Below are 22811 nucleotides of genomic sequence, written 5' to 3' on the forward strand. Positions count from 1 at the left end.
GCAAACAGAACTGCCCCGCTGTCGTATCTCAAATCCCGGCCCATGTGTTGAAGGCTGTCCCTGTGCATGTAGAATATTTCTATAGTGAACAGCGTATCAGGAGCAACCGCATCGTCAGGGAAAGGGTCGCAGTATGGTGTCACACACCTGTCATCCAGTGTCGACGGCTTGACTCTATCTAAGACAAGTACGAATTCCCAACCGGCCCGACTGGCCTCGCAGCCAGCATAATAGTATTTGGTATAGGTGCAACCACTCAGAAACAGAAAACAGGTGGTCAGAAGTATCACCTTCAACCGCTGCCCGGTGATCGAGCCAATACGATCGCCTTTCACCGTACTACCCATATCCCCTTCCTCGGCAGACGCCGTTTTCGCATTGCATGACCGGTGTGGCACACATCCTTAGTGTCGGGTTTCTCACCCGCTTTCAGCAGGTTCGGAACCCGACCTACGTCAAGAACGTTAATCTCTTCATATGCGGTAGGTCGGGTTCGGAGCGGCCCTCGGCCGCGAGAAACCCGACACCGTTCCCTCGGCAACCGTCATCATCGTAGGTCCGGTTTCGAACCCGAGCTGCGTTCACAGGTATCAGCCCCGCTGTGGAACCCCGGTGTGACAAAGCTCGAATATAGATAGCCCGGTCGGGATTGGCAAGCAGAACTACCGCCGGTCTCCGGCAGGCGTCCGGCAGACCCGCAGCCGGCGTGTCCGCGTTCGCAGGATAGCGGGGGTGCAGCGGCTTTGGTCGGGTCGGACGTCCAATACTGTCCGTAAACGGACAAATTCACCGTTCTGAGAAGAAAGTCTGAACACAACGCAACTTCTGGAGCAACATCACGTCACTAAGGGCGGACTTGATAGGTCAGGTAGTTGGTGTCGTACATGTTTACAACCACGCCGAAACGCGGAGGGGAGTGCTCTGATGAGACGCGCATCGCTGATGATCGCCTGTCTGGTCCTGTTCACGCTGATCTGCACCGGCCTTGTCCTTGCCGACGAGGCGACAACTGAAGAACGCGTAGTGCCCGAAGTGCGGGCCAATCGTATCAATCCCCAGCCACCCGACATCGATGGTGACCTCGATGATGAGGCCTGGAAAAGCGCGAAAGTCGAGTTTGCCCGGGGTTTTACCCAGCACGATCCGGACGAGGGATCGGCAGCCACGGAATCGACGCTGGTCGCGGTGCTGTATGATGACGATGCAGTTTACTTCGGGTTCTGGTGTTATGATTCGGAACCCGACAAGATTGTCCGCAAGCTGGTGCGTCGGGACCGCGAGTCCGAGTCCGACCAGCTCGAGGTGCGCGTGGACCCGTACCATGACCACCGGACCGGCCGTGGATTCAATGTGAGCGCGGCCGGGGTGCAGCAGGACTACCGCATATATAATGACGGTTGGACAGACCAGTCCTGGGACGGCGTCTGGGAAGGTGCCACGAAGGAGCAGCCGTGGGGTTGGACAGCCGAGATGCGCATTCCGTATCATTGCCTTCGCTTTGCGGCCAAGGACGAACACGTTTGGGGAGTGGACTTCGTTCGTTATGTCTGCCGCAAAAATGAGGAAGTGCATTGGGCATATGTTCCCACGTCGGAAAGCGGGTTAACCTCCAACTTCGGGCATCTGACGGGTCTCCGTGAAATCACGCCCGCGCGGCACGTGGAGGTGCTTCCGTACGTCGTTTCCAGTGCCGAGACGACACCTAAGAGCATCGGCAATCCCGACGGCCGCGACCTGGTTTCCAACACCGGTTTTGACTTCAAGTATGGCCTGTCATCCAGCCTGGTGCTGGACGCTGCGATCAATCCGGATTTCGGGCAGGTGGAGCTCGACCAGCCGGTCCTGAACCTGTCCAGCTATGAGACCTATTTTTCCGAACGGCGTCCGTTCTTCGTTGAGGGCGCCAACCTCTTCGAAACCGACTTCGGGCTATTCTACTCGCGGCGGATAGGCCGCTCTCCGCAACGTGATGTTGACGATCCTGAGTTCGATTACTACAGGTCTTATCCGAGGTCTACGACCATTCTCGGCGCCGCCAAAGTCACCGGTAAGCTGGCCGGCAGGACGTCAATCGCCCTTCTCACCTCCGTTACGCAGCGTGAGAAGGCCGAATACGCGGCCGTGACGAATCTGGCTATCGACACTATGCTCGTCGGCGAGGAGCTTCACATGGACACGCTGTCTGCGGACACGGTGTTGCGCAAAGGGGTGGTGGAGCCGGAAGCCGGCTATACCGTTCTCAGGGTGAAGCAGGACGTGTTCGAGAATTCCAGCGTCGGTGGAATGATCACGATGGCGAACCAGGACGGCACGCGTCCGGCCACGTCCGGCGGGGTCGACTGGCGACTTTTTGCGTTCAACGGCGGCTGGCTGGTGCGCGGTCAGGCGATCCTCAGCCGAGGGGACGGCAGTGAAACCGGCTATGGGTTTAACGCGGCAATTGAAAAGGTGAGCGGAGAGCATATTCGTGGATCGGTGGGCACAACCATTAAAGACCCGAAGCTTGACGTTAACCGGCTCGGTTATACTGCGCGCGCCAATACCCGGAGGGTATGGGGATGGATGCAGTACCGCACGAAGAAGGATTGGTGGATTGTCCGCAACAGTTATAACAACGTCAACGCCTGGTCCTCGTGGAACTACGACGGTATCAATTACGAATTGGGTGGCAACTTCAACAACTGGATCGATTTCACCAACAACTGGGGGCTGGGCACCACCTTCTCCGTTCAAGCGGAGAAGTACAGTGACCGGGAGACGCGCGGCAACGGTGTATGGGTGTGGCCGGAGTACCCGACGTTTGCCGGCTACTTTGATCTGGAGACCGACAACCGCAAGGCCGTGTCCTTCCATGTTGCCCCAAGCATGGGTACCGACCGAGGCGGCACCTGGTGGTCAAACCACTTCTGCACCCATTACCGTCCGCGCAGCAACCTGGAATTCGGCCTCGGAGCCACTTACCACCGTACGAACAACGGCACCATCTGGGTGACGAACGTCGGTGACAGGTCGCTGTTCGGGGATCTTGACAAGGACCAGATTTCACTTAGCGCGTCGGCCGGTGTTGTTCTCAACAGGAACCTGACGCTCCAGTTGTCGGCCGTGGGACTTATCGCCGGGCTTGACTACGGCAACTACCGGTATTACGAGGGTGATAATGAATACTCCGATCCCGTAGCGGGGGTTGATGCTGACTACAATTACTCGGCGCTGAACTCCACCATGCTGATTAGGTGGGAGTATCATCCGGGCAGCACGCTGTACCTGGTCTGGACACGGGCGCGTTCCGAGGTTGCCGGCGATGTCAACGATCTCGATTTCTCGCGCGATTTTGAAAGGTTCTTCTCGCGCGGCTCCGAGAATCTGTTTCTGGTCAAGACCAGCTACTGGCTGAACATTTAGGCCTGGGCGTTCCCTCGGGACCAGACGGAAACCTGATGCCCCTGTCCGCGTACGGGCAGGGGCATCGTCATGACTACTGGTCAGCCGGAGGCTTGACCGGCGACCACTCGCCGAAAGCCTCCGCCACGATCTTGCATCTTCCGGTTGAAGTCCACACCTCGTTGGCGTTGTAACCCCATGCAAGGTACTCCGACCCGCCTCCGCCGGTGGTGGTGATGAGAAACCGATTGTTCAGGTGTCCGAAATAGTCCGCTCTGGTCGAGGGCGACTCGGAATCGCCGCCGGACGGATCCACCGGCATCCAGCCATAGCCGGGCAGGTAAACCTCGACCCAGCGGTGGTAGACGTCGTCCCACGATGCGTCGTCCCCCCGGATGACCACCGATCCGGCGTAACGTGCCGGGAGACCGGCGGCGCGACACATGGATATGTACACGAAAGTGTACTCGGAGCAGGAACCGTTCCCGCGTTCCAGGACGGTGGGGGCGATGTTCCAGCCGCCCACGCGTTCATATTCCAGGTGCTCGATCAGGTAGTTGTATATCTTCCGCGCGATCCAGTACGGGTTAGTTTCATCGCCGAGCGCGGCCTTGAGCGCCTTCTGGATGATGGGATTGTCCTTTGAGAACTTGGTATCGTCGATTAGATAGGCCTCTCGGATCTCCGGCGGTATGTCGTCCAGTTTGCCGACTTTGTCGGGAAAGACGAAGTATCGCGTCTCGTACAGTTTTGCTTCGGCCAGCATCGTCACGTTGGTGAACCGGGCCGGCCCCAGGTCGGTAAAGCGGAAATGGGCGACTTTCTGTCCCCACTTGTCGGTCAGGATGTCCTCGGGCTCCGGATCGAACGTCACCGGCCCGACCAGTTCCTGGTTGTCGAGGTTGTGAGGCACGGCCAGGTAGACGTCGAGCGTGTTGAGCGTGCCGGGGCCGTAGTTCCTGACCTGGTGAACAAACTCGACCTGTTCGTGTTTTTCGTTCGACCGCGAAAGCTTCGTGCCGTCGTCGACGACGAGCTTGTAGATCAGGTCGGTTTCGTAGTCGACGCTCCACAAGTTTGCGCCGTCGTAAGTCAACCCGGCGCCGTGCGGCCCGGGGGCCTTGAGGCTGACAATGACGTCCCCCTTGTCCGGGGTGACCATGTAGATCATGTCCTTGTATCGGTCCGAAACCCAGAGGTACGTGCCGTCATAGGCCAGGCCGCCCGGGTGGGATGACGGTGCGGGAATCGATACGATGGTGGTGCCGTCTTCGCTGCTGATCTGATGGATCTGGTCGCCGCCGTCGTCGGAAATCCACAGGTACCCGTCCCCCCAGGCCAGATCACCGGGGGCCGAGATCGGGCAGTAAATCGTCTGTTCCACGATCCGCGTTTCGGGGTTGATGGCAAAGATGAGTCCCTCGCCGCCGTCCACGCACCAGAGGCGCGCCCCGTCCCAGGTCAGCCCGACCGGTATGTATCCGGGCGCCGGCAGGGAGTCCACCACCTTGCCGTCCGCCGGTGTGATCTTGTAAATCATGTCACTCTTCCGGTCGGCGTTCCACAGGTACGTGCCGTCGAAACACAGTCCCTGCGGGCAGCTGAGCGGTACGGGGAAAGTCTGCACCGTGTCGCCGGGGGCGGCGAAGCCCACCTGCCCAAACAGCAGGGCGCACAAGAGCATGCACCCGGTACTGATCGTTCTATGCATCAAAGCCTCCTCCTGGTTGGTTCGGTCGATTTCAACCCTTTCCTGGGAATGTCAGTGTATGCCTGCAGCGTCTACAATTCATGGCAATGGCGGCCTCGGCGGGATGCTCGTACTCGTGGCACGAGTCCATTAAGTTAGCAGAATCACCCGGCATGTCAAGTCAAAGCCGGGGATTCGACGGCGTCGAGGTAAGCAGAATCGCCGGTGGGGGAAGGGCCGGGCGGCCCGCGGGGAGCCGTAATAAATGTGGACTGAAGGCACCAGAACGGGACCGGGGAGCACCGATTTTGTTAAAGATCGGTTGACAGAACAAACCGAAACCTGTTATTTTCGTGGTCCAAATAGCCGTTCAGTCGCGGGTTAGTGCCGCACTGGGATAATACTGAAGGAGAGCGTAACTGTGAGTCCTCTCGTTATCGTCATCATTGCCGTCGTGATCGTGGTCGCGGCGATTGTCGTAGTTGTCCTGAAGAACTACCGGAAAGTGGGGCCCAACGAGGTGCTGATCATCTCGGGTGGCAGAAAGCGCACGGTGACTCTGCCCGATGGCGCGACGCGAGAGGTGGGGTACAGGTTCCGGATTGGCGGAGGCACGTTTGTCAAGCCGTTTATCGAGCAGGCCGAGATTCTGCCTCTGGAGATAATCCCCATGGACATCCAGGTGGCTGATGCCATCTCGACAAATGGTATTCGCTGCACTTTCAAGGGTACGGCGGAGGTCAAGATTGCCGGAGACGAGGGCTCCATTCACCTTGCCGCTGAGCAGTTCCTGGGCAAGCCGCTGACCGATATTCGTGACGTGGCGCTTCGCACGCTGGAGGGATCGACGCGGGCGCTGATCGGTACTATGAACCTTGAATCCATCAACAGGAACCGTAAGGACTTCGCCGGCAAGGTATTCCAGGACGTTAGCGCCTATTTTACCAACATGGGTCTCAAACTCCTGTCGTACAACCTCAAGGAGATTACTGACCCCTCCGGCTACCTGGAAGCCCTTGGCAAGCCGCGCATCGTCGAGGCCCAGCGCGACGCCGAGGTAGCCGAGGCACAGGCTGCCCGCGACGCTATAATCAAGTCGGCCGAGGCAAAAAAGGAAGGGGACATCGCCAAGATTCTCGCCGAAACGAAGGTTGCTGAGGCTCACCAGGATTCTGAATCGAAACGGGCTGAGTTGCAAAAGGAACTCAATCGCAAAAAGGCCGACGCCGACTTCGCATACGAACTCGAACGCCACAAGCTTAACCAGGAGCTGAAAGCTGAAGAGGCCAAAGTAAGGCTCATCGAAAAGGAATCGGCTATCGAACTGGAGAAGCGGGAAATCGAGCGTGTGGAGCAGGAGCTTCAGGCCAGAGTTCGTAAGCCGGCCGAAGCGGAACAGTTCCGCGTGGAAGCCGAGGCCAAGGGCATGGCCGAGGCCAAACGGATTCAGGGGCTGATCGAGGCCGAACTGATCGAAAAGGTGGGTGAAGCCGAAGCTGACGCGTTGCGCAGGAAGGGGGAGTCATGGAACAGCTATTCTCAGCCGGCCCTGCTTCAGATGATATTCGAAAAGCTGCCTGAACTGGCCAGGGAAATGGCCGCACCCATGTCAAAAGTTGACAAAATCGTGCTGGTCTCAAGCGATGGCAAGCTGGGGACTTCCAAGATTACCGGTGAGCTGGCGGCGATGATGAGCCAGTTGCCCACAGTGGTCAAGGAACTATCCGGGTTCGACCTGGAGGGCTGGCTGAAAAAGCTGGCTGACGGGACGAAGCAGGAGAAAGCCAGGGTGTCAGGCAAGCCGTCGACGACGAGCAATCCGGACAAGGGATAAGCGATGATTTCCAACAGGATCGGCCGGCTGGAGCTATCCCCCACCCTTCGTATCAACGCCAAGGCCAGGGCCATGACGGCCGAGGGAATTGACGTTATTGATTTTTCCGTGGGGGAACCGGATTTTCCGACTCCGGCCGATATCAAGGATGCCGGCAAGCAAGCCATTGACGCCGACTTCACCAAGTACACCGCCAACGACGGGATCCCCGAACTCAAGGACGCTATCAGGGCGAGGATGAAGGCGGACCACGGGCTGGAGTACGGCCGCAATGAAATAATCGTTTCCTCGGGGGCCAAGCAAAGCCTGTACAACCTGTTTGTCTCGATTCTCAACCGGGACGAGGAGGTGGTCATTCCGGCCCCATACTGGGTTTCTTACCCCCAGCAGGTGCTGTTGGTCAAGGGCAAGCCGGTAATCGTCCGGACGCGAGAGGAGAATGGTTTTCGCATCACGCCGGAGGAGTTGAAGGCCAACATCAACTTCAACACCAAGGCCCTGATATTGAACAATCCCAGCAATCCGACCGGTTCGGCGTACACCCGTGACCAGTTGCTGGAACTCTGCGAAACTGCGGTCGCCGAAGGCTTGCTGATCGTAGCCGATGAAGTCTACGAGAACATCATTTACGACAGCTACCGGTTTTATTCCGTGGCGTCGCTCGGGGACAAGATCAGGGAGAAGAGCGTAATTATCAACGGCGTCTCGAAATCATACTCCATGACGGGTTGGCGGATCGGCTACGCGGCCGGGCCGCGCGAGATCATCGCGGCCATGAACATCGTGCAGTCTCACACCACCTCCAACGCCAACTCGATTGCCCAGAAGGCCGCGGCGGAGGCGCTTTCGGGTCATCGGGCTGAGATCAATCGCATGGTGGCGGAGTTTCAGACCCGCCGCAACTGCATGCTGGCCAAACTTCGGCGCATACCGGGCATCTCGTGCTACGAGCCGCAGGGGGCGTTTTACCTGTTTCCGAACGCCTCGACTTATTACAACACCGAACACGGTGGTATGAAGATACGCAACTCGTACGGCCTGGCCTACTACCTGCTCAAGGAGGCGGGCGTAGCCGTCGTGCCGGGCAGCGCGTTTGGTGCCGAGGAGAATATCCGCCTGTCGTACGCGACGTCGATGGACAACATCGAGGAAGGTACGGAACGGATTATAGAGGCCATGTCCAGGCTGAAGGAGTCGCCGAAGTACAAGCGGGTCGCACTGCAGAACGTCATGACCCATCCTCGCGCAGCCACCAAAGCCGAGACGGCCGTATCGCTCGAGGAGCGGGATGCGCTCGTGCAGGAGGCCGAGGCGGCCCTGCCGTATGACCGCTATTTCGAGTGGAACGCCAACATCAACGGCATCATTATTCAACTGCGAACCAACGTCCCGCACCTGTATGACTTCTGGGTCGAGAACTGGTACCCGGCGCAGTTGGAATCCGACCTGGAACCGCACGGGGTCATCTACGCGGTCGATGGTGTTCCCGGGCGAACGCCGTACGCCTACTACAACCCCGACATGAAGACGGCGGTTCTGTTCAACACCTCGTACTATGGGCAGGTCCGGAACTGGGCGCTGGCCATGGTGGCCCAGGCAAGTGAGCGCCTGCTTGACGTGCACGGGGTCCGGGCGGCGTGCGTGGACTACGGCGGTCTCGGCCTGGCGCTCATCGGTCCCAAGGGACTCAAGCGGGGTTCGACCTTCTTCAGGCTGCTGGAGGATGACGATGCGCGGTTTCTCACGAACGACTGGGCTTTTGTGCGCTACCGTGGAAACGAGGCCGTTGCCGACGCTCCGGAAAGGAAGCTTTACTTCAAGACGGCGATCGCCAGGACCTTCCCGCGGTACGCCCGGATCTTCGACCGCAGCAAGTGTGAGAACGTGGTAACCACCCGGGCCGACTGGACCAATATGAAGGAGTTGGGCGATGAGTGCCCGCTGGACCTGGGAGAACCTTACTGCTACTGGGGCTCCGCGGACTCGCGGGCCATGGTCGATCCGGCGTGGATCGGCGGCCCGGACAAGTACGTGAAGCGCTCACGCCTGCAGGCCGTCGTCCTGCTGTCCTATGAGCCACACGCACGGGGCGTCGAGAAGCTCTCGGAGGCGGACGCCCTTGATTATATCACTGAAGGCAAGTACCGGCTGCCGGACGGGGCGGGCGTGAGTCCGTTCAAGACGCAGCCATTCTTTAATCCGTACATGCTGGTCTCGTCGCCGGACCAGGAAGACCTGCAACGTCGCAATTTCCACCAACTGTTCCGCGTGGCTCAAGCGTACAAGGTGAACGTAGCATCGATTCCACCTGAAGCGCTAAAGGCTCGGATACGGGATTTGATGGGATAGGAGGCCCGCTTGGCCAACACGTTGGGAATAATCAAACCGGACGGCGTGCGCCGCAGACTTGTAGGCAGGATCATTACGAGGATCGAAGACGCCGGCTTGATCATCAGGGGCTTGAAAGTCCTTCGGCTGACGAGACTGGATGCGGAGAAGTTTTACGCCGTGCATGAAGGCAAGCCGTTTTTCAAGCCGTTGATCGAGTATATGACGTCGGGACCCGTCGCCGTGCTGGTCATCGGCGGCCATGGCTCCATCGAACGCTGGCGAGACCTCATGGGTAGCACGGACCCGGCCAAAGCCGCGTACAACACGATCCGGCGCGAGTACGGTACGTCGATGCAGAAAAATATCGTCCACGGGTCCGACAGTGTGGAGACGGCCCGGATGGAAGTAGCATTCTTCTTCGGCGAAGAGGAGATTCTCCCCAAGGAAACAAGCTGACATGTCCGATTCCTTGTACCAACCCGAATTGTACGCCCGGTTTTGCCGGGATCTCCAGCGTCGCCTGAAAGGCCCCAATATCAGGGACGTGGAACTGGCGGACCTGCGCGAGGCCGCAATCCAGACCGGGACGCAGACGAAGTTCGGATCGTGGGGCTGGCGGTCGGCCGTCTCGAGCCGAATCGCGGAAAAAACTGTCTGTCTGGGTTCAGAAGCGGTGCGCGAATCGCACCCTTCCGAGAACAAGAAGCGGATAATCGCCAACGCTCAGGCGGAGTTGGACAAAGTGCTGCACCTGATGGAAACCATGTCCTTTGTCCGGTTGCGCCGTCAGATGGGCAGGAACTCCGAGTACAACCCCAAATGTAACCTGTACATGTCGGTGGCCGACCTGAAAAACTACCGCTTGGCCTACATGTGGGGAAGCACCATGCGGCCGGTCACCAAAGACCCGGGACCGGAATTTACGCTCATTCACATTCCCGAAGAACACCACCTGCGGCAGCAGGCGCTGGTCCTTCCTGACCACAACCTGACTCTCGTGCTGGGCTCGGATTACATGGGGGAAGACAAGAAGGGTTTTCTCCGCAACGGGATGCACACGGCCGATGCCCTGGGCATGCTGGGACTTCACGCCGGCACGAAGGTTGTGATTGTCCGTGACCCCGGCACCGGCAAGCTGAAGAAATACGGCGTGTTCCTTTTCGGCCTTTCGGCCACCGGCAAGAGCACGTGGTCATGCCACCAGCTCGGCCTGGACTGGTCGAAGGGTGAGCGCACTCTCGTCTGCCAGGATGACATATGTTTTCTCAAGAGTGATGGGGCCGCCTTCGGCTCGGAAGCCAATTTCTTTGTCAAGACCGACGTGGAGGAACGACTCCAGGAAGCCATGTACAGCGCCCTGGTGCACAAGACGGCCCTCTATGAAAACGTGATGATCAACGCCGCCGGTGACCCTGGCTTCCTCGACGAGAACCTTTGCGGCAACGGCCGCGCCGTGATAATGAAGAAGCAGCTTAAAATCAAGCGGGGACGCGGGCCCTTCTCCATGAAGAACATCTGGTACCCTTCGTACAACCTGCCGCCGCTTGACGAGCTGGACGGGATTATTTTTGCGTTCATCACTCGTCGTAACACGATCATGTCCTTTGCCCAGAGGCTGACGCCGATGCAGGCGGTTCTCGCCTACCTCTGGGGGGAGTCGAGCCACAGTTACGCCTCTAACCCCGCCAAAGCGGGTGAATCCGTACGGATTGTGGGCACCGATCCGTTTATTGTCGGCTCACGTGCACACAAGGTAAATCAGTTCTACCGGATTGTGATGACCCTGGCGGACAGCTATCCCGGTAAGGTCTTCTTTTACCAGTATAACACGGGCGGGATGGGGGAGATCCTCGAGCCGGCCAGCCCGGGAGGCAAGAAGAAAGTAGTCCGCAAGACGGTTCGGGTGCCGATCGATACCATGGCGGCCATCCAGCGCGGCGACCTGCGAGGCACAAACCAGTACCGGGAGAGCATCCTGGGTACCGAGGAGATCGTCTCGGCGGAAGGAGCCGATCTGAGCCAGTTCACGCCGGAGAGATACTATTCACGCGAGCAGATCGACGACTATGTTCGCGATCTGGTTGACGGTCGGCGCAGGTTCACCGAGGGCGTCGCCGAGGAAGGGCTTCTTCCGGAAATCATGGCCGCCGTCGATGAGTCTTTCAGGATCGCGCCGGAGAAGGAGGCCAAGGTCTTCATGCCATCGAAGAAAGAGGAAGTTCCCCCTCCGAAGCGCAAACCGGTTACTCGCCTCACGGACTGGAAACCTAACCCCCGCCTGGGTCGTGGCCGAGGCTGGCGCTACGGTTGATGCGCCCGGGCCTGGCAGCTGGAATAACCCGACATATGCTTCATGGGTTGTGATCAGACATGACCCGATGGTTGTGAGGATTACGACTGCCGTGTCGACGTTATGCACAACAAGGCGTGCATGGTCAACAGGCCTGGAGTGGGCAGATCATGATCCGGATAGTCACCCAGCCCCCTCTACCACGACCTACCCAATCCGTTAAATGCCATTTAACTTTCCACCGCCCGGGAGCGTGCGCCGTCACCCTCTATCCCCACCTTCTAATATCGGCTATAACACTGACAGAACCTGACAGTGTGAGTACGTACTATTTGATATAATTGGTACTTTCGCAAAAGGAACTTTTGCATTATCTTATAAGACAAAGGGTTCTGCGTTTTTCGGATGGCAAGTCCGACTAACGAATCGGCATCAGCCCGGGTACTCGTCAGAATATGGGCAAACCAGCTTCCAAAATCTACGCCTTCAGTAAGCTCCTCTCCCAGAACGACCTTTGCCAATCCTGGCGGGCCAGAATCATCAGTTCCGCCAGGCAATGCCTGGTCAAGACCCCGGTAGAGGACTCGCCACTGGGTGTTTCCACCGCGGTGTCGATTCTCACCGAATCGCACCGTTGCCAGAAACTCCTGCACTCCACAAGAGTTGTTTCGTCCCGGAACAAGAGCATCGAGGCCGGGCGTCTGTATGTCCAGTATCCATGGCTCGAGCCGTCCGTCTGGCGCGCGCTGACACCGGAAGTATTCTGGTCTGAGATCGAATCCGTATGTCGTCAGGTCTGTCTGGCCATTGATTACGTCCATTTGCTCGGTTTAGTCCACTGCGACCTGAAATTCAGCAATTTCATGGTGAACGCCAACGGCGCGAAGCCGGTCGTGGTACTGGTGGATCTTGATTTTCTATGCCCGATCGACTCCAAACCCAACGCCAAGGTGTTTGGTACGCCGCGGCACATCGCCCCGGAAGTACTTGCAAATGATCGAGTTAACGCACAATCGGACAACTACTCCCTGGGCGTGTCGTTGCGTGACTACCTCCAGGCCTGTCCCGCTTCAGGAAAAACCGGCGGCCGCGCGGCGGACGGGGCCGGCGACAAGCTCGCCGCACTGGCCGATCGGCTCACGGAACAGGATTATGTGCGCCGGCCCAGGTTTCTCACCAGCGCGTTGCATGAACACGGCCTGACCGAATCGGGGACGTTCGACGCGGACTTGAAAAAGCTCCTCTCGTCGGTGCTGCTCTCCCGGTACCGCGTCACCGGTGCTGACAGTCTGAGCACGCTCAGGGGGCTCAAGAAATTCGTTTCCGACGGCAACAAGATAATCGGGCTGCACGATGACGTGCTTGACGGCTTGGCCTCAGTCCACGCCGTCAACAGACGGGCGGCTTTCGGCGTTTTCAGAGCCATGCTCCGGATGGCCGGACTGGAGCGGCAAGCTGACTACTGGCATATCACTCTGGACGAGGATAGCCTTCAGGGCGTGTACACGCTGCTGGAACGGCACCATCGGCCCTCGGTCGGGATAGCGGCTCGAGAGGGGTCGGCGCTCGACGGCGAACCGGCAACGTGCCTGGTCGAAGAGGATATGGCCAAAGCGCAGGAACTCAGGCAGCAGGGTCACCTTGAGAGATCATACCTGGTTGTCAGAAACTGTCTCAGACTCATATCTGAGGACCGCACAGGAATCGAAACGGCCATTGTGGAATCGGTGCTGGCCGAGGCCGGTTCGCTGGCCCGGTCCCTGAACAGGCTTGGTGAAGCTGCACAGCACCTTGCACGGTTGCTTGAGATTCGCGACAGTCGAGCCGGCGCCAGGCCGCAGTTGCTGCATGATCTGGCGTCTCTGAATATCAAGCTCGGTCGCTTTGCGGCCGCCCGCCAGCTGCTTGACCGGGGACTGCACGATACCGAAGCGGCGGGGGAGCACGAGCTACGGCTCCGCCTGCTCCGTCTGGAGGCGTGGTTGCTGATCATGGACGGCGACTACCGCCAGGCCGGGCTCCAGCTCTCGTCGATCCTGGCGACGGCCATAAAACGGGGCTTGTTTGAGACGGTGGTTATGGCCCACTACACGAGCGGCGTGCTGCACTGGCGCAAGGGGGATTTCGAAGAGGCCGAGCGTCACCTGTCGGCGGGTTTTGAATTGGCCCAGAGCAAGCATTTGCTCCCGCAGACAGTTCCGGTCATCTCGACGCTCTCGGCGCTTTATAGCGAGTTGGCCGAGTACGACAACGCCGTCAAGTATGGGAAGTTGGCGGTCAAAGTGGCCTCGAGCCCTGAGCATCTGGCGGCCCTGCCGTCCGTCTGCCTGGCCATCACGTTTGCGTATACCCGTCTGGGCGAGTACCAGAAATCCGAACACTGGCTGCAACGCTACCTGAACATGAAGATGCTCGAGGACAGCAAAAAGCAGCTGCTGGTATACTATCTCAACTACGGTTTCCTTCAGTCCAATCGGGGTGACCATGCCGGCGCCAAGGAGTTGTGGCACAAGGCCCTTGAGTTGGCCGACCGGGTCAGATCACCGAAACACGTCGGCAAGATATACCACTGCCTTGCGGAATCGGCGTTTTTTGAAGGGGACACACAGGCGTGTGATTCTTACCTGGCAAAAGCCAGACCGCTCTTTGAAGAAATCGACGACAGGGCATCGCTGGCAGAGCTCGATCTGATCGCGCTGCTCGAGGACATATACTACCACAAAACCGACCGTCACGCCGAACTGCTTTCACAGGCGCGGACCTTGATACGGTACAACTGTCGCTACTACGCGGTGCTTTGCGTCTTCCACTTGCTGATGCAGGCTGACGATGCGCTGCGCCCGCATGCGCTGCAGGTCGTCCGACCGCTGGTCTCGCTGATCGGTCGATCCGGGCCGCCCCTTTTCAGAGCCGTATCCTGCCTTCTGGGCGCCACCGGTGTCGCCGATGCTGACACGGCCGCTCAGATCAGCGCGTGGAAAGAAGTCTTCAGGATACTGCTTGGTGCCGACAGCCGGTTTCTTGCGGCGCTTGTCGGTGTGAAGGTGGGTCGGCTCTATGCCAAGACAACCAGGGGCAAACATGCCAAGAAGTTCTTCCTGCAATCACTTCGCCTCCTGGAAACGCTGGGGAACGACTACCTGTCCAAAAGCATCCAGCTTCGTTTGGAGGAGGTGTCCGTTACCGCCGACAACCAGGAGCGTCTGGTGGATTCGTTCCACAGCGTATCACTGATTTTGCGGGAGATAAAGAACCATAAAGAGTCCATCCAGCGGCTGGTGCAATTCGCGGTCGACCAGACCGGAGCCGAGCGCGGTGTTCTCCTGCTAAAGAGGCAGGATTCCTCCGACCTTTACATAGGCGCTGCAGTCAACTGCGATGAGCAGAGCCTGACGGACATTATGGACATCAGTGCCACGCTTCCCAGGAGAGCGGCCAGGGAGCTGGTGCCGCTGGTCATTGAGAACGCACTCTCCGATCGGCGCACCAGGGAATACCAGAGTATCGTTTATCACAACATTCTGTCGGTAGTATGCATACCGCTCACGGACGGCGAGGAACTGCTGGGGGTGCTTTACCTGGATCATCACAGCATTCCGGCCCTCTTTGACAAGCAGGACCTCACCTACATACAGTCCATCGCCAACTTCATCGCGGTTACGCTGACAACAATACAGGATTACAAGAGCCTGAACCTGACGAACGTCGAGTTGATCAAGGACCTCAACCGCCTGGGGAACCAGCGCTCGTTTATCACCAGGGACCCCTCGATGATTCGGCTGTTTGAGAAGCTTCCGCAGATTGCCCGGACCACCGCGCCGGTGCTTATCATGGGCGAAAGCGGCACCGGCAAGGAAATACTGTGCCACACCGTCCATGACCTGAGCCAGAGGTGTGACAAGGCTCTGATTAAGCTCAACTGCGCCGCCATAGCCTCGACGCTGATCGAGGGCGAACTCTTTGGAGTCGCCAGGAGTACGGCCACCGGGGTAGCCGAGCGCGACGGCAAGTTCGCGGCGGCTGACGGCGGCACCCTGTATCTTGACGAGATCGGTGACATGCCGCTGGAGGTTCAGGCCAAGGTGCTGCGGGTCCTGGAGTATCAGCAGTTCGAGAAGGTCGGCAGTAACCGACCCACATACACTGACATCAGGTTCATCTACGCGACCAACAAGAACCTGGTCAAAATGGTCAAGGCAGGAACGTTTCGGGAAGATCTTTACTACCGAATAAACACCATTGCCATTGAAATCCCGCCGCTGAGAGAGCGGCCGGACGACGTGCCGCGCCTGCTGGAGCATTTTACGCGGCTCATGTCAGCCGGCCGAAAGCCACCGAGATTCTCCTCTACCGCGGTCGAGGCTCTCATATCTTATGCGTGGCCCGGCAATGTCCGCGAACTCAGGAATCTGGTGGAGCGCTGCTGTATCCTGCATCCCGGGGCGACCGTAAGCGCGGCGACGCTCCCGGAGGACATACAGGATTCCGGGCGCAAGCACGGGCAGCGCAAGGGATTGGTGGCCGCCGTTGAGATTGCGAAGATTCGAGAGGGACTGAACCGTTCGAACTGGAATCAATCCCAGGCCGCCAAACTGCTGGACATACCACTGTCAACTCTTCGCAGAAAAATCACCAAGCACGGTATCAACAAAGGCATCTGACCCCCCAGGGTTTTGCCACCTTACCGTTTTGAGCGGTCTTTTGCGTGCCGTGACTCTTATGTGAGACATGGCGTTACAGCATCGCCGCAGAAGGCCGGCAAAGAAACGGCAAACAGGGTGTTCCTGCCGGCTGACCCTCTTGTCCCTAACTCATTCGTGGCCAGACGCTTAGGGTAATCATCCTCAATCAGCCCAGCCCGGCAAGCCGTTTGTTGAACCTCCAGGCGCAGGCCAGAACTTCAACTGCGCTTAGGAGGTGCAATGAGATCCAAGCCATTGGCAACGAAACTGATCGGCTACCTGCTGATTGCGATGGTAGTCGTGCTTATCGGTTCTGCAGTCTCACCTTCTCTGGTTCTGGCGGACGGTACTACGGTTGATCCACCGGTCGAACTAGATCCTGATTCGATTCAGGCCGCAGCCCCATCGTCCGCTGATATGTCGGTATTGGAGTTGATGCTGTTGTTACTGCTAACCGTGTAATCGAGGAGTGGTCATGGAGGGGGCGGGCGCGCACCCTCCTGATCGTCATCGACCATGGCAGAGGCAAATAAAACCTTCAAGATCCTGCAGTTGATTAACCTCCTGCACCACCGACGGAGTGTCACTGTCAAGACCATCAAGGAAGTCTGCGGCGTGTCCGATCGTACGGCCTACCGATACCTTAACGCCATTTCAGAAACAAACATACCGGTCTACTTCGATAAAGCCGAGCGTGCCTACCGGCTGAGCCGCCCGGACGTGCTTCACATCGATGACCTGTCGCTTGGAGAAGCGGTGATCGCCACGTTCGCCCTGAAGCTCCTGAGCCGGTGCGTGAACGAAGAATACCGTGACGACGTGGAAAAGCTTCTTACCAAGCTGCTGGCCCATGTCCCGTTTGCCGTGGAGGAGGTGCTTCCGGCGCTCGATCACATTCTTGAATCCGGTATTGCCTACGACAACCACTCTGAGAGGTTATCCTCCCTGCTGATTCAGGCGGCTATCCTGTGCAACAGGAAAGTGCGCTTGACCACCCGGGACAGTTTTCGCGATGATAAGGACGTCGAGATCGACAATCCCTCGCTGCTGTTCAAGAAAAGCTGGCAGCTTGTGGGCGGCGAACCCCGGGAGGGGGTTGTGGCGCCGCTCGCCGAGATAGACAAGGTGACAATCGTTTAGTTCGACCGCTTCCGTTTAGATACCCCCCTGTTCTTCCCGTTCATCCCTGATCTTCGCCTTGTGCCGAATGCCGCCATGTCGCCCGGGATGCCGGTTGTCAGCCGGATTCAGCCCGCAGCTTGTGATTGCTCGCCTGCGGGCGGCAGGAAATCGCTTGCCGGTACCTGCGACCTCTTGTAGCTTGGCTGGTGCATGGGTCCGCTGATCGCTGAAGTCCGGACGGATCTTTGTCGGCAGAGGCGAAGGATTGACAAGAGAAGAGGAACAACGATGAGGTACTCACTGCGTAACTGTCTGGTGTCGTGGGCAATAGCACCGGCTCTGATCGCCGGGGGAGCGTCGGCCGAAAAGAAGATCGCGATCGAGAAACTCGATGATCTTCCGCGCCACACCTACCGGATTGACGTCAAGGCCGTGGATCTCTTCCACGACGAGGCGGCGCTGGCGAAGCTGGCCGGCGAAGTTGAAAATGATCTGAAAGCCGACCTTCAGACCTACGAGATCAAGGACAAGACAACACTCAAGGACTACTACGCGACTCTCGGCACGGTGGCGTTGCTGCAGGCACGCTACGATGAATACCTGGCGCATCTGGAGTCGGTCCGGCAGTTGGAAGACAAGGAGGCGTCGCGGCTGATGTTCGGTCTCTTTTCCAGAGCATACATCAAGGCTGCCGGGCTCGGGGCGGGCGACCTCACGGAAGGGATACGGGCCGAATACAGTTCACTTGTAAATGAGTTGCCGTACGAAACCGTCGAGGCTGAAATCAGGTCCGCCAAGGGCAGGGCTGAGATGCTCTCGGAAAACCTGCTGGCCGGGATTATAAGTACGCGTATCCAGCCGGTGCTCGATCAGAGCGGCGGCGAAGTAAGCAAGGACATCGCCGTTTCGCTGCTCGGGCGAGCCTACACCGTCCGCAACTACCTGCCGTATAAGGCCGTCGTGCTCGACGTGCTGAACGCCTATCTTCAGGCGCACCGGGTTGAGAAGCCGAACATCTGGACTGAGCGCGAGGCAGAGGTGACGCAGGGCAGCGGCAAAGCGCCCGTTGTCGTGGCCATCTGGGATTCGGGCACGGATGTGGACGTCTTTGCCGACCGGCTCTGGACCAACGATAAGGAAATCCCGGACAACGCCATTGATGACGACGGTAACGGTTTTGTCGACGACGTGCACGGCATCGCCTACACTCTTCACAGCGACAAGACCACCGGCCTGATGTACCCGATCGGGGATGTGGCGACGGACAGGCCGCGCCTTCAGCGACTGATGAAGGGTCTGACCGATATAGGCTCCGGAGTCGAGAGTGAGGAAGCCTCGGATCTGAAAAAGCTCCTCGGCAGCATGGACCCGTCGAAGGTGCAGCCGTTCTTCGAGAACATCGGTCTGTACGGCAACTACTGCCACGGCACTCACGTGGCCGGGATTGCGGCGCGCGGCAATCCCTATATCCGGTTGATGACCGCCCGCATCACATTCGATCACAAAATGATGCCCGAGGAGCCGACTGTTGCGCAGACCCGCAAGGACTCGTTAGCCTTGGCTCAGACGGTTCAGTATTTCAGGGACAACGGGGTCCGGGTGGTGAACATGAGCTGGGGTGGTGACCTGGCGTCGGTCGAGAAGGATCTCGAGGCCAGCAACGCGGGAGGCACCCCCGAGGAACGGAAAGCGCTCGCCAGGCAGATCTTCGAGATACAGAAGCAGGGGTTGTTCGAGGCCATCAAGAACGCGCCGGAGGTGCTCTTCGTCACGTCGGCGGGCAATACCGACGATGACGTCATCTTCGATGAAGTTATCCCCAGCGGCTTTGACCTGCCGAACATTTTCTCGGTTGGTGCCGTAGACCAGGCTGGGGAAGAAACAAGCTTTACGAGTTTCGGCAAGGTGGACGTGTACGCCAACGGTTACGAAGTGCTCAGCTACGTGCCGGGCGGGGACGAAATGAAACTCAGTGGCACCTCGCAATCGTCGCCGAGTGTAGCCGGCCTTGCGGCCAAACTGCTGGCTTTGCGTCCGGACCTTACTCCTGCCCAGGTGCGGGAGCTTATCGAGAAGGGGGCTGATGAAAGAACGGCCGGTGAACGGACCGTGCGCCTTGTCAACCCGAAGCGGTCCATGGAGCTTCTGGCCGCGATGGATTGAGGAAAAGAGGCCGGCAGCCTGCCGGACCGGTGAGTATATGAAAAGCGGGTGCGCCTGGGCGCACCCGCTTCTCTATCCGATTTCGCCACGATCGGGACGGGCGAAAATGCCGATCCCGGCGCCGCTATTTCGTGACTTCGAGTATGTTTATATTCCTCTTCTTGAGCTCTTCCATAAACCTGTCGGCCACCTTCCCCTTGATGCAGTCCTCCGGCGGGACGATTCCCTTTTCCGTGATCAGTCCTTCCATCAGAAGCTTGGCGGTGATAGCGCATGGGAAACCGGTCACTCTCATCATGGAAGAAATGCCGTTCTTGGTGTCGGCCTCATCCCACATGAAGTGTTCGATTGTGACCGGCTTGCCGTTCTTGGTGCCTTTGGTCGTGTTATACATCACGCACACGTCAGTCTCTCCGTCAAACGGCTGCAGCTTCGGTGTAATCATCGACAGGAGGAATTCCCTTGGTACGATCGCGGTGCCCTGGAAATCGTGCGGTTCAATGTCGAGCAGTCCGCACTCCTTGAGCGTGTCCACGCCCGACCAGTGGCCCGGCCAGCGGACCGTCTTCTCGGCGAATTCCTTGAGTTCCGGGCGGGAAAAGATGAAACTGGGCATGCCCGGGGTGACGGCGCACTGCAACTCCTCGTCCTTGCCTAACTGCGCGAACCGGAACGTTTCGCGGTCACCGATGGCGGGTACCTCCACGACCTTGCCCCCCTTGACGACATTGAGATTGATCATGTACTCGCGCAGGACGTGCTCGAAGGCCCACGTGATCATGTACCTGAGGGGGTGTTTGGCGGCGTATTCCTTGGCCGGAATGCCGCCGACGCGGGCAATTGCTCTTTCCGCCGTATCCATCTTTCTTATGGCCTCGCCGACGGTGACGTTGCTCAGGCCCGGGGCAAAGCCCATGCCGTCAATAAAGGTGACACCGTTGGCGACGGCCGTCTCATGAAGCCAGTCCCCGTATTCGTTAAGGGTCATGTCCTTCGGAAGTTCCAGGCCCTCGGTCTCGTAGGCATCCGGTCGCCGGTGGTACTCTTCAAGCATATCGACAATGTTCAGCCCGGCCTCGACGGCGTACTGTATCACCTTGTAGCTTCGCCGGCGATCCGGCAGGGCGATCACGCCCACGTCGTACTGCTTCATGAGCTTGACCGTGCTCGCCTTGTCCTCCACGTCGACCACGTGAGGAACGACCCGGTCACTGCCTGTCCAGTTCCTGACCTTCTCCAGGGCATCCTTCCGCCTGCCGGTTATGCCTATAACCTCGATCTCGCTGTCTTTCGCCATGTCCCACGCCACCGCGGAACCGATTTTACCTGAGCCGCCGAATACTAAGGCCTTCACTGTTCATCCTCCGTTTCCCAAAGTTGAGTCACCTGATGCATAGCTTCTAACATGGTAAGCGCCGTAAACCTCCCGGGGTTTATTGGCTGCTTACGTGTTTTCCGGGCTGCGGCTCGTCCAAGCCGCAGCACCGCCAAACTCGCTTGGGCGAGTTTATGTCCGGCCAAGATACGCAAACCGGCGCCCGAAGTAAATGCCTCTGACGCCGGGAATTGGCTTTGCGCGGTTGCGGCACATGCCAGGTCGCCGGAATGACCAGCCCAATTGCCATTAGTTTAGTCCTGTTTTCTGCCGTACCGGCGGGCGCTCTCAGGTTCGAGGTCGAAGATCCCCGCCATAAACCTTGACACGAGTGATCGCCGGGGTTTTTTTGTGACTGCCAACATATCCACTAAACACTGAGCGAAGATCAGGGTGTTGGAACCCACCACGAATGGTGGACCAACCGGCCGACAGGCTTGATGAATGAGGAGATGAAGGGATGGAAACAATTGAAAGAATAGTACATTCTGGGGCAGGATATTCCTGGTTGCTGGTGAGAACACTCATTATATTTGTTATCTGGTGTGTGCCTATCGCCGCGCAAGAAAACGATCTGGATGATAGTCTCACTCACTCACAAATGGTTGAGCTTTTTGACGAATTCGCGGCCGACATTACGACCAGCTACATTTATCCGGATATCGCTGAACGGATTGTCGAGAAGATCCGCGCCGATATCGAAAACGGAGTCTATGATGGCGTAACAACTGCTGACAGCCTGGCCAGCCTGCTTTACAAAACGACCTATGAAATTTCACACGATAGGCATTTTAAAGTAGAGTCTCTGAAAGATCGACAAACCTCCAACGCGGAGGATAAACCGGATCGTCCTGTTGATTTTGGAGCTAATCATGGCTTTCGAGAGGTACAGATCCTTCCCCGGAATATTGGATACGTCAAACTGGAGACCTTGCCCGGCGACGATGAATCCATAAAAGCAGCCGCGAAAGAGATGGCTAAAGTCACGTCATGTGACGCGTTGATATTCGATCTTCTCGACAATGAAGGCGGATCGGGTGATATGGTAGAGCTTCTCTGCAATTACCTGTTTGATGGTGACAAGCTCCTGTATTCATTCTATGATCGCGACGGCAACAGGTCATACGATGCTATTACAGATCCCGACTTTGAGGGCAAGCGTCTTTCTGCCGACGCCCCGGTATACGTGCTGGTTAGTGAGCACACGCTCTCGGCCGCCGAATCTTTTGCCTACGTTCTGAAGGGTTTCAACCGGGCGATGATAGTTGGTGATACGACGATTGGTATGGCCCACCCGGCAAGGGGATATAGTGCACAGAATAAGATATTCTATAGCATACCTTTTCTCCGTTTCGAGCATTCGGCTACCGGATCAGATTGGGAAGGTACCGGAGTGATCCCGGACATATTGACTGACCTTGAATCAGCTCTGGACGTTGCCGTCGCAGAGGCAAGGAAAAACCTGGATCAGCGGGAGGAATGATTCTTTTCAAAGGGGAATAGAGCGCGTCAAAATCAGGCCATGTAAGGCGCAGGTACTGAAATTTCAGTCGACTCACCAGTGAATGTGGCGTCTATTCTATTTTACCCGCCCCTCGTATTTTATTGTTTTCCAGCGACTTCCACCGATACGAACATGCTGCAATCGGTTCGGTAAACTGAAGCTCACAAAAGTTTGGGGAGAGTGAGGTTGGGGCCGTTAGGCAGCATTCTCAATCACCCAGTTGCGGAACTCGTCTCGTAGACCCCGCTTTTTATATCTTCTTAGTTTCCAAGGGGTTATTGATCTGTTTAAAATTACTAATCCCACCCTCAGAAAACTCCTCATACTGTTGTATCCTTCTTCAATGGCGGCAGAGCATATCAGGGAAGTCACGCGGAGTAGTGCAACTCGGTCACTGAGTTACCAACGAGCCGGAACACATTGGTTATTCATCATCATT

General features: G+C 57.8%; 13 protein-coding genes. 10 read left to right on the plus strand and 3 right to left on the minus strand.

Translation table 11 applies throughout. The features are described 5' to 3' along the window. The coding region (locus VMY05_12370) for a hypothetical protein (GenBank protein HUV31866.1) at positions 1-347 on the minus strand (347 nt) is incomplete at its 3' end. Between the two features lie 577 nt (positions 348-924). Between VMY05_12370 and VMY05_12375 the strand changes: the two genes are divergently transcribed. Then, entirely contained in the window at positions 925-3402 is a 2478-nt protein-coding gene (locus tag VMY05_12375) for a DUF5916 domain-containing protein (GenBank protein ID HUV31867.1), read from the plus strand. 73 nt (positions 3403-3475) lie between these two features. Here the strand turns inward: VMY05_12375 and VMY05_12380 are convergent, their stop codons facing one another. Beyond that, positions 3476-5092, minus strand: coding sequence for a transglutaminase domain-containing protein (locus VMY05_12380; protein HUV31868.1), 1617 nt, complete (start codon positions 5090-5092; stop codon positions 3476-3478). Positions 5093-5492: 400 nt separating this feature from the next. On the opposite strand from VMY05_12380, the gene VMY05_12385 reads away from it, so the two are divergent. The 8 genes from VMY05_12385 to VMY05_12420 all read left to right on the plus strand — a co-directional run bounded on the left by VMY05_12385 (position 5493) and on the right by VMY05_12420 (position 19493). Then, a complete protein-coding gene (locus tag VMY05_12385) occupies positions 5493-6905 on the plus strand; it encodes an SPFH domain-containing protein (GenBank protein ID HUV31869.1) in 1413 nt (470 codons plus the stop codon). A 3-nt stretch (positions 6906-6908) separates the two neighbouring features. Next, on the plus strand, positions 6909-9254 hold the full coding sequence (locus VMY05_12390; GenBank protein ID HUV31870.1) for a pyridoxal phosphate-dependent aminotransferase: 2346 nt from the start codon (positions 6909-6911) through the stop codon (positions 9252-9254). 9 nt (positions 9255-9263) lie between these two features. Continuing rightward, positions 9264-9692 (plus strand): nucleoside-diphosphate kinase, encoded by a 429-nt coding sequence (gene ndk, locus VMY05_12395; GenBank protein ID HUV31871.1) that lies wholly within the window; start codon positions 9264-9266, stop codon positions 9690-9692. A 1-nt stretch (position 9693) separates the two neighbouring features. Continuing rightward, the gene (locus VMY05_12400) at positions 9694-11547 is read left to right on the plus strand and encodes a phosphoenolpyruvate carboxykinase (ATP) (GenBank protein ID HUV31872.1); all 1854 of its coding nucleotides are present in this window, start codon (positions 9694-9696) and stop codon (positions 11545-11547) included. Between the two features lie 434 nt (positions 11548-11981). Then, on the plus strand, positions 11982-16187 hold the full coding sequence (locus VMY05_12405; protein HUV31873.1) for a sigma 54-interacting transcriptional regulator: 4206 nt from the start codon (positions 11982-11984) through the stop codon (positions 16185-16187). A gap of 261 nt (positions 16188-16448) precedes the next feature. Continuing rightward, positions 16449-16670 (plus strand): hypothetical protein, encoded by a 222-nt coding sequence (locus VMY05_12410; protein ID HUV31874.1) that lies wholly within the window; start codon positions 16449-16451, stop codon positions 16668-16670. A gap of 54 nt (positions 16671-16724) precedes the next feature. Then, on the plus strand, positions 16725-17348 hold the full coding sequence (locus VMY05_12415) for an HTH domain-containing protein (GenBank protein ID HUV31875.1): 624 nt from the start codon (positions 16725-16727) through the stop codon (positions 17346-17348). Between the two features lie 270 nt (positions 17349-17618). Next, positions 17619-19493, plus strand: coding sequence for a S8 family serine peptidase (locus VMY05_12420; protein HUV31876.1), 1875 nt, complete (start codon positions 17619-17621; stop codon positions 19491-19493). 124 nt (positions 19494-19617) lie between these two features. Here VMY05_12420 and VMY05_12425 read toward each other — a convergent pair whose 3' ends face one another. After that, positions 19618-20847, minus strand: a complete 1230-nt coding sequence (locus tag VMY05_12425; GenBank protein ID HUV31877.1) for a saccharopine dehydrogenase C-terminal domain-containing protein — start codon at positions 20845-20847, stop codon at positions 19618-19620. Between the two features lie 481 nt (positions 20848-21328). On the opposite strand from VMY05_12425, the gene VMY05_12430 reads away from it, so the two are divergent. Continuing rightward, on the plus strand, positions 21329-22351 hold the full coding sequence (locus tag VMY05_12430) for a S41 family peptidase (GenBank protein ID HUV31878.1): 1023 nt from the start codon (positions 21329-21331) through the stop codon (positions 22349-22351). Positions 22352-22811 lie beyond the last annotated feature (460 nt).

The organism is Acidobacteriota bacterium, from assembly GCA_035529075.1.
GTDB lineage: Bacteria > Zixibacteria > MSB-5A5 > GN15 > FEB-12 > DATKXK01.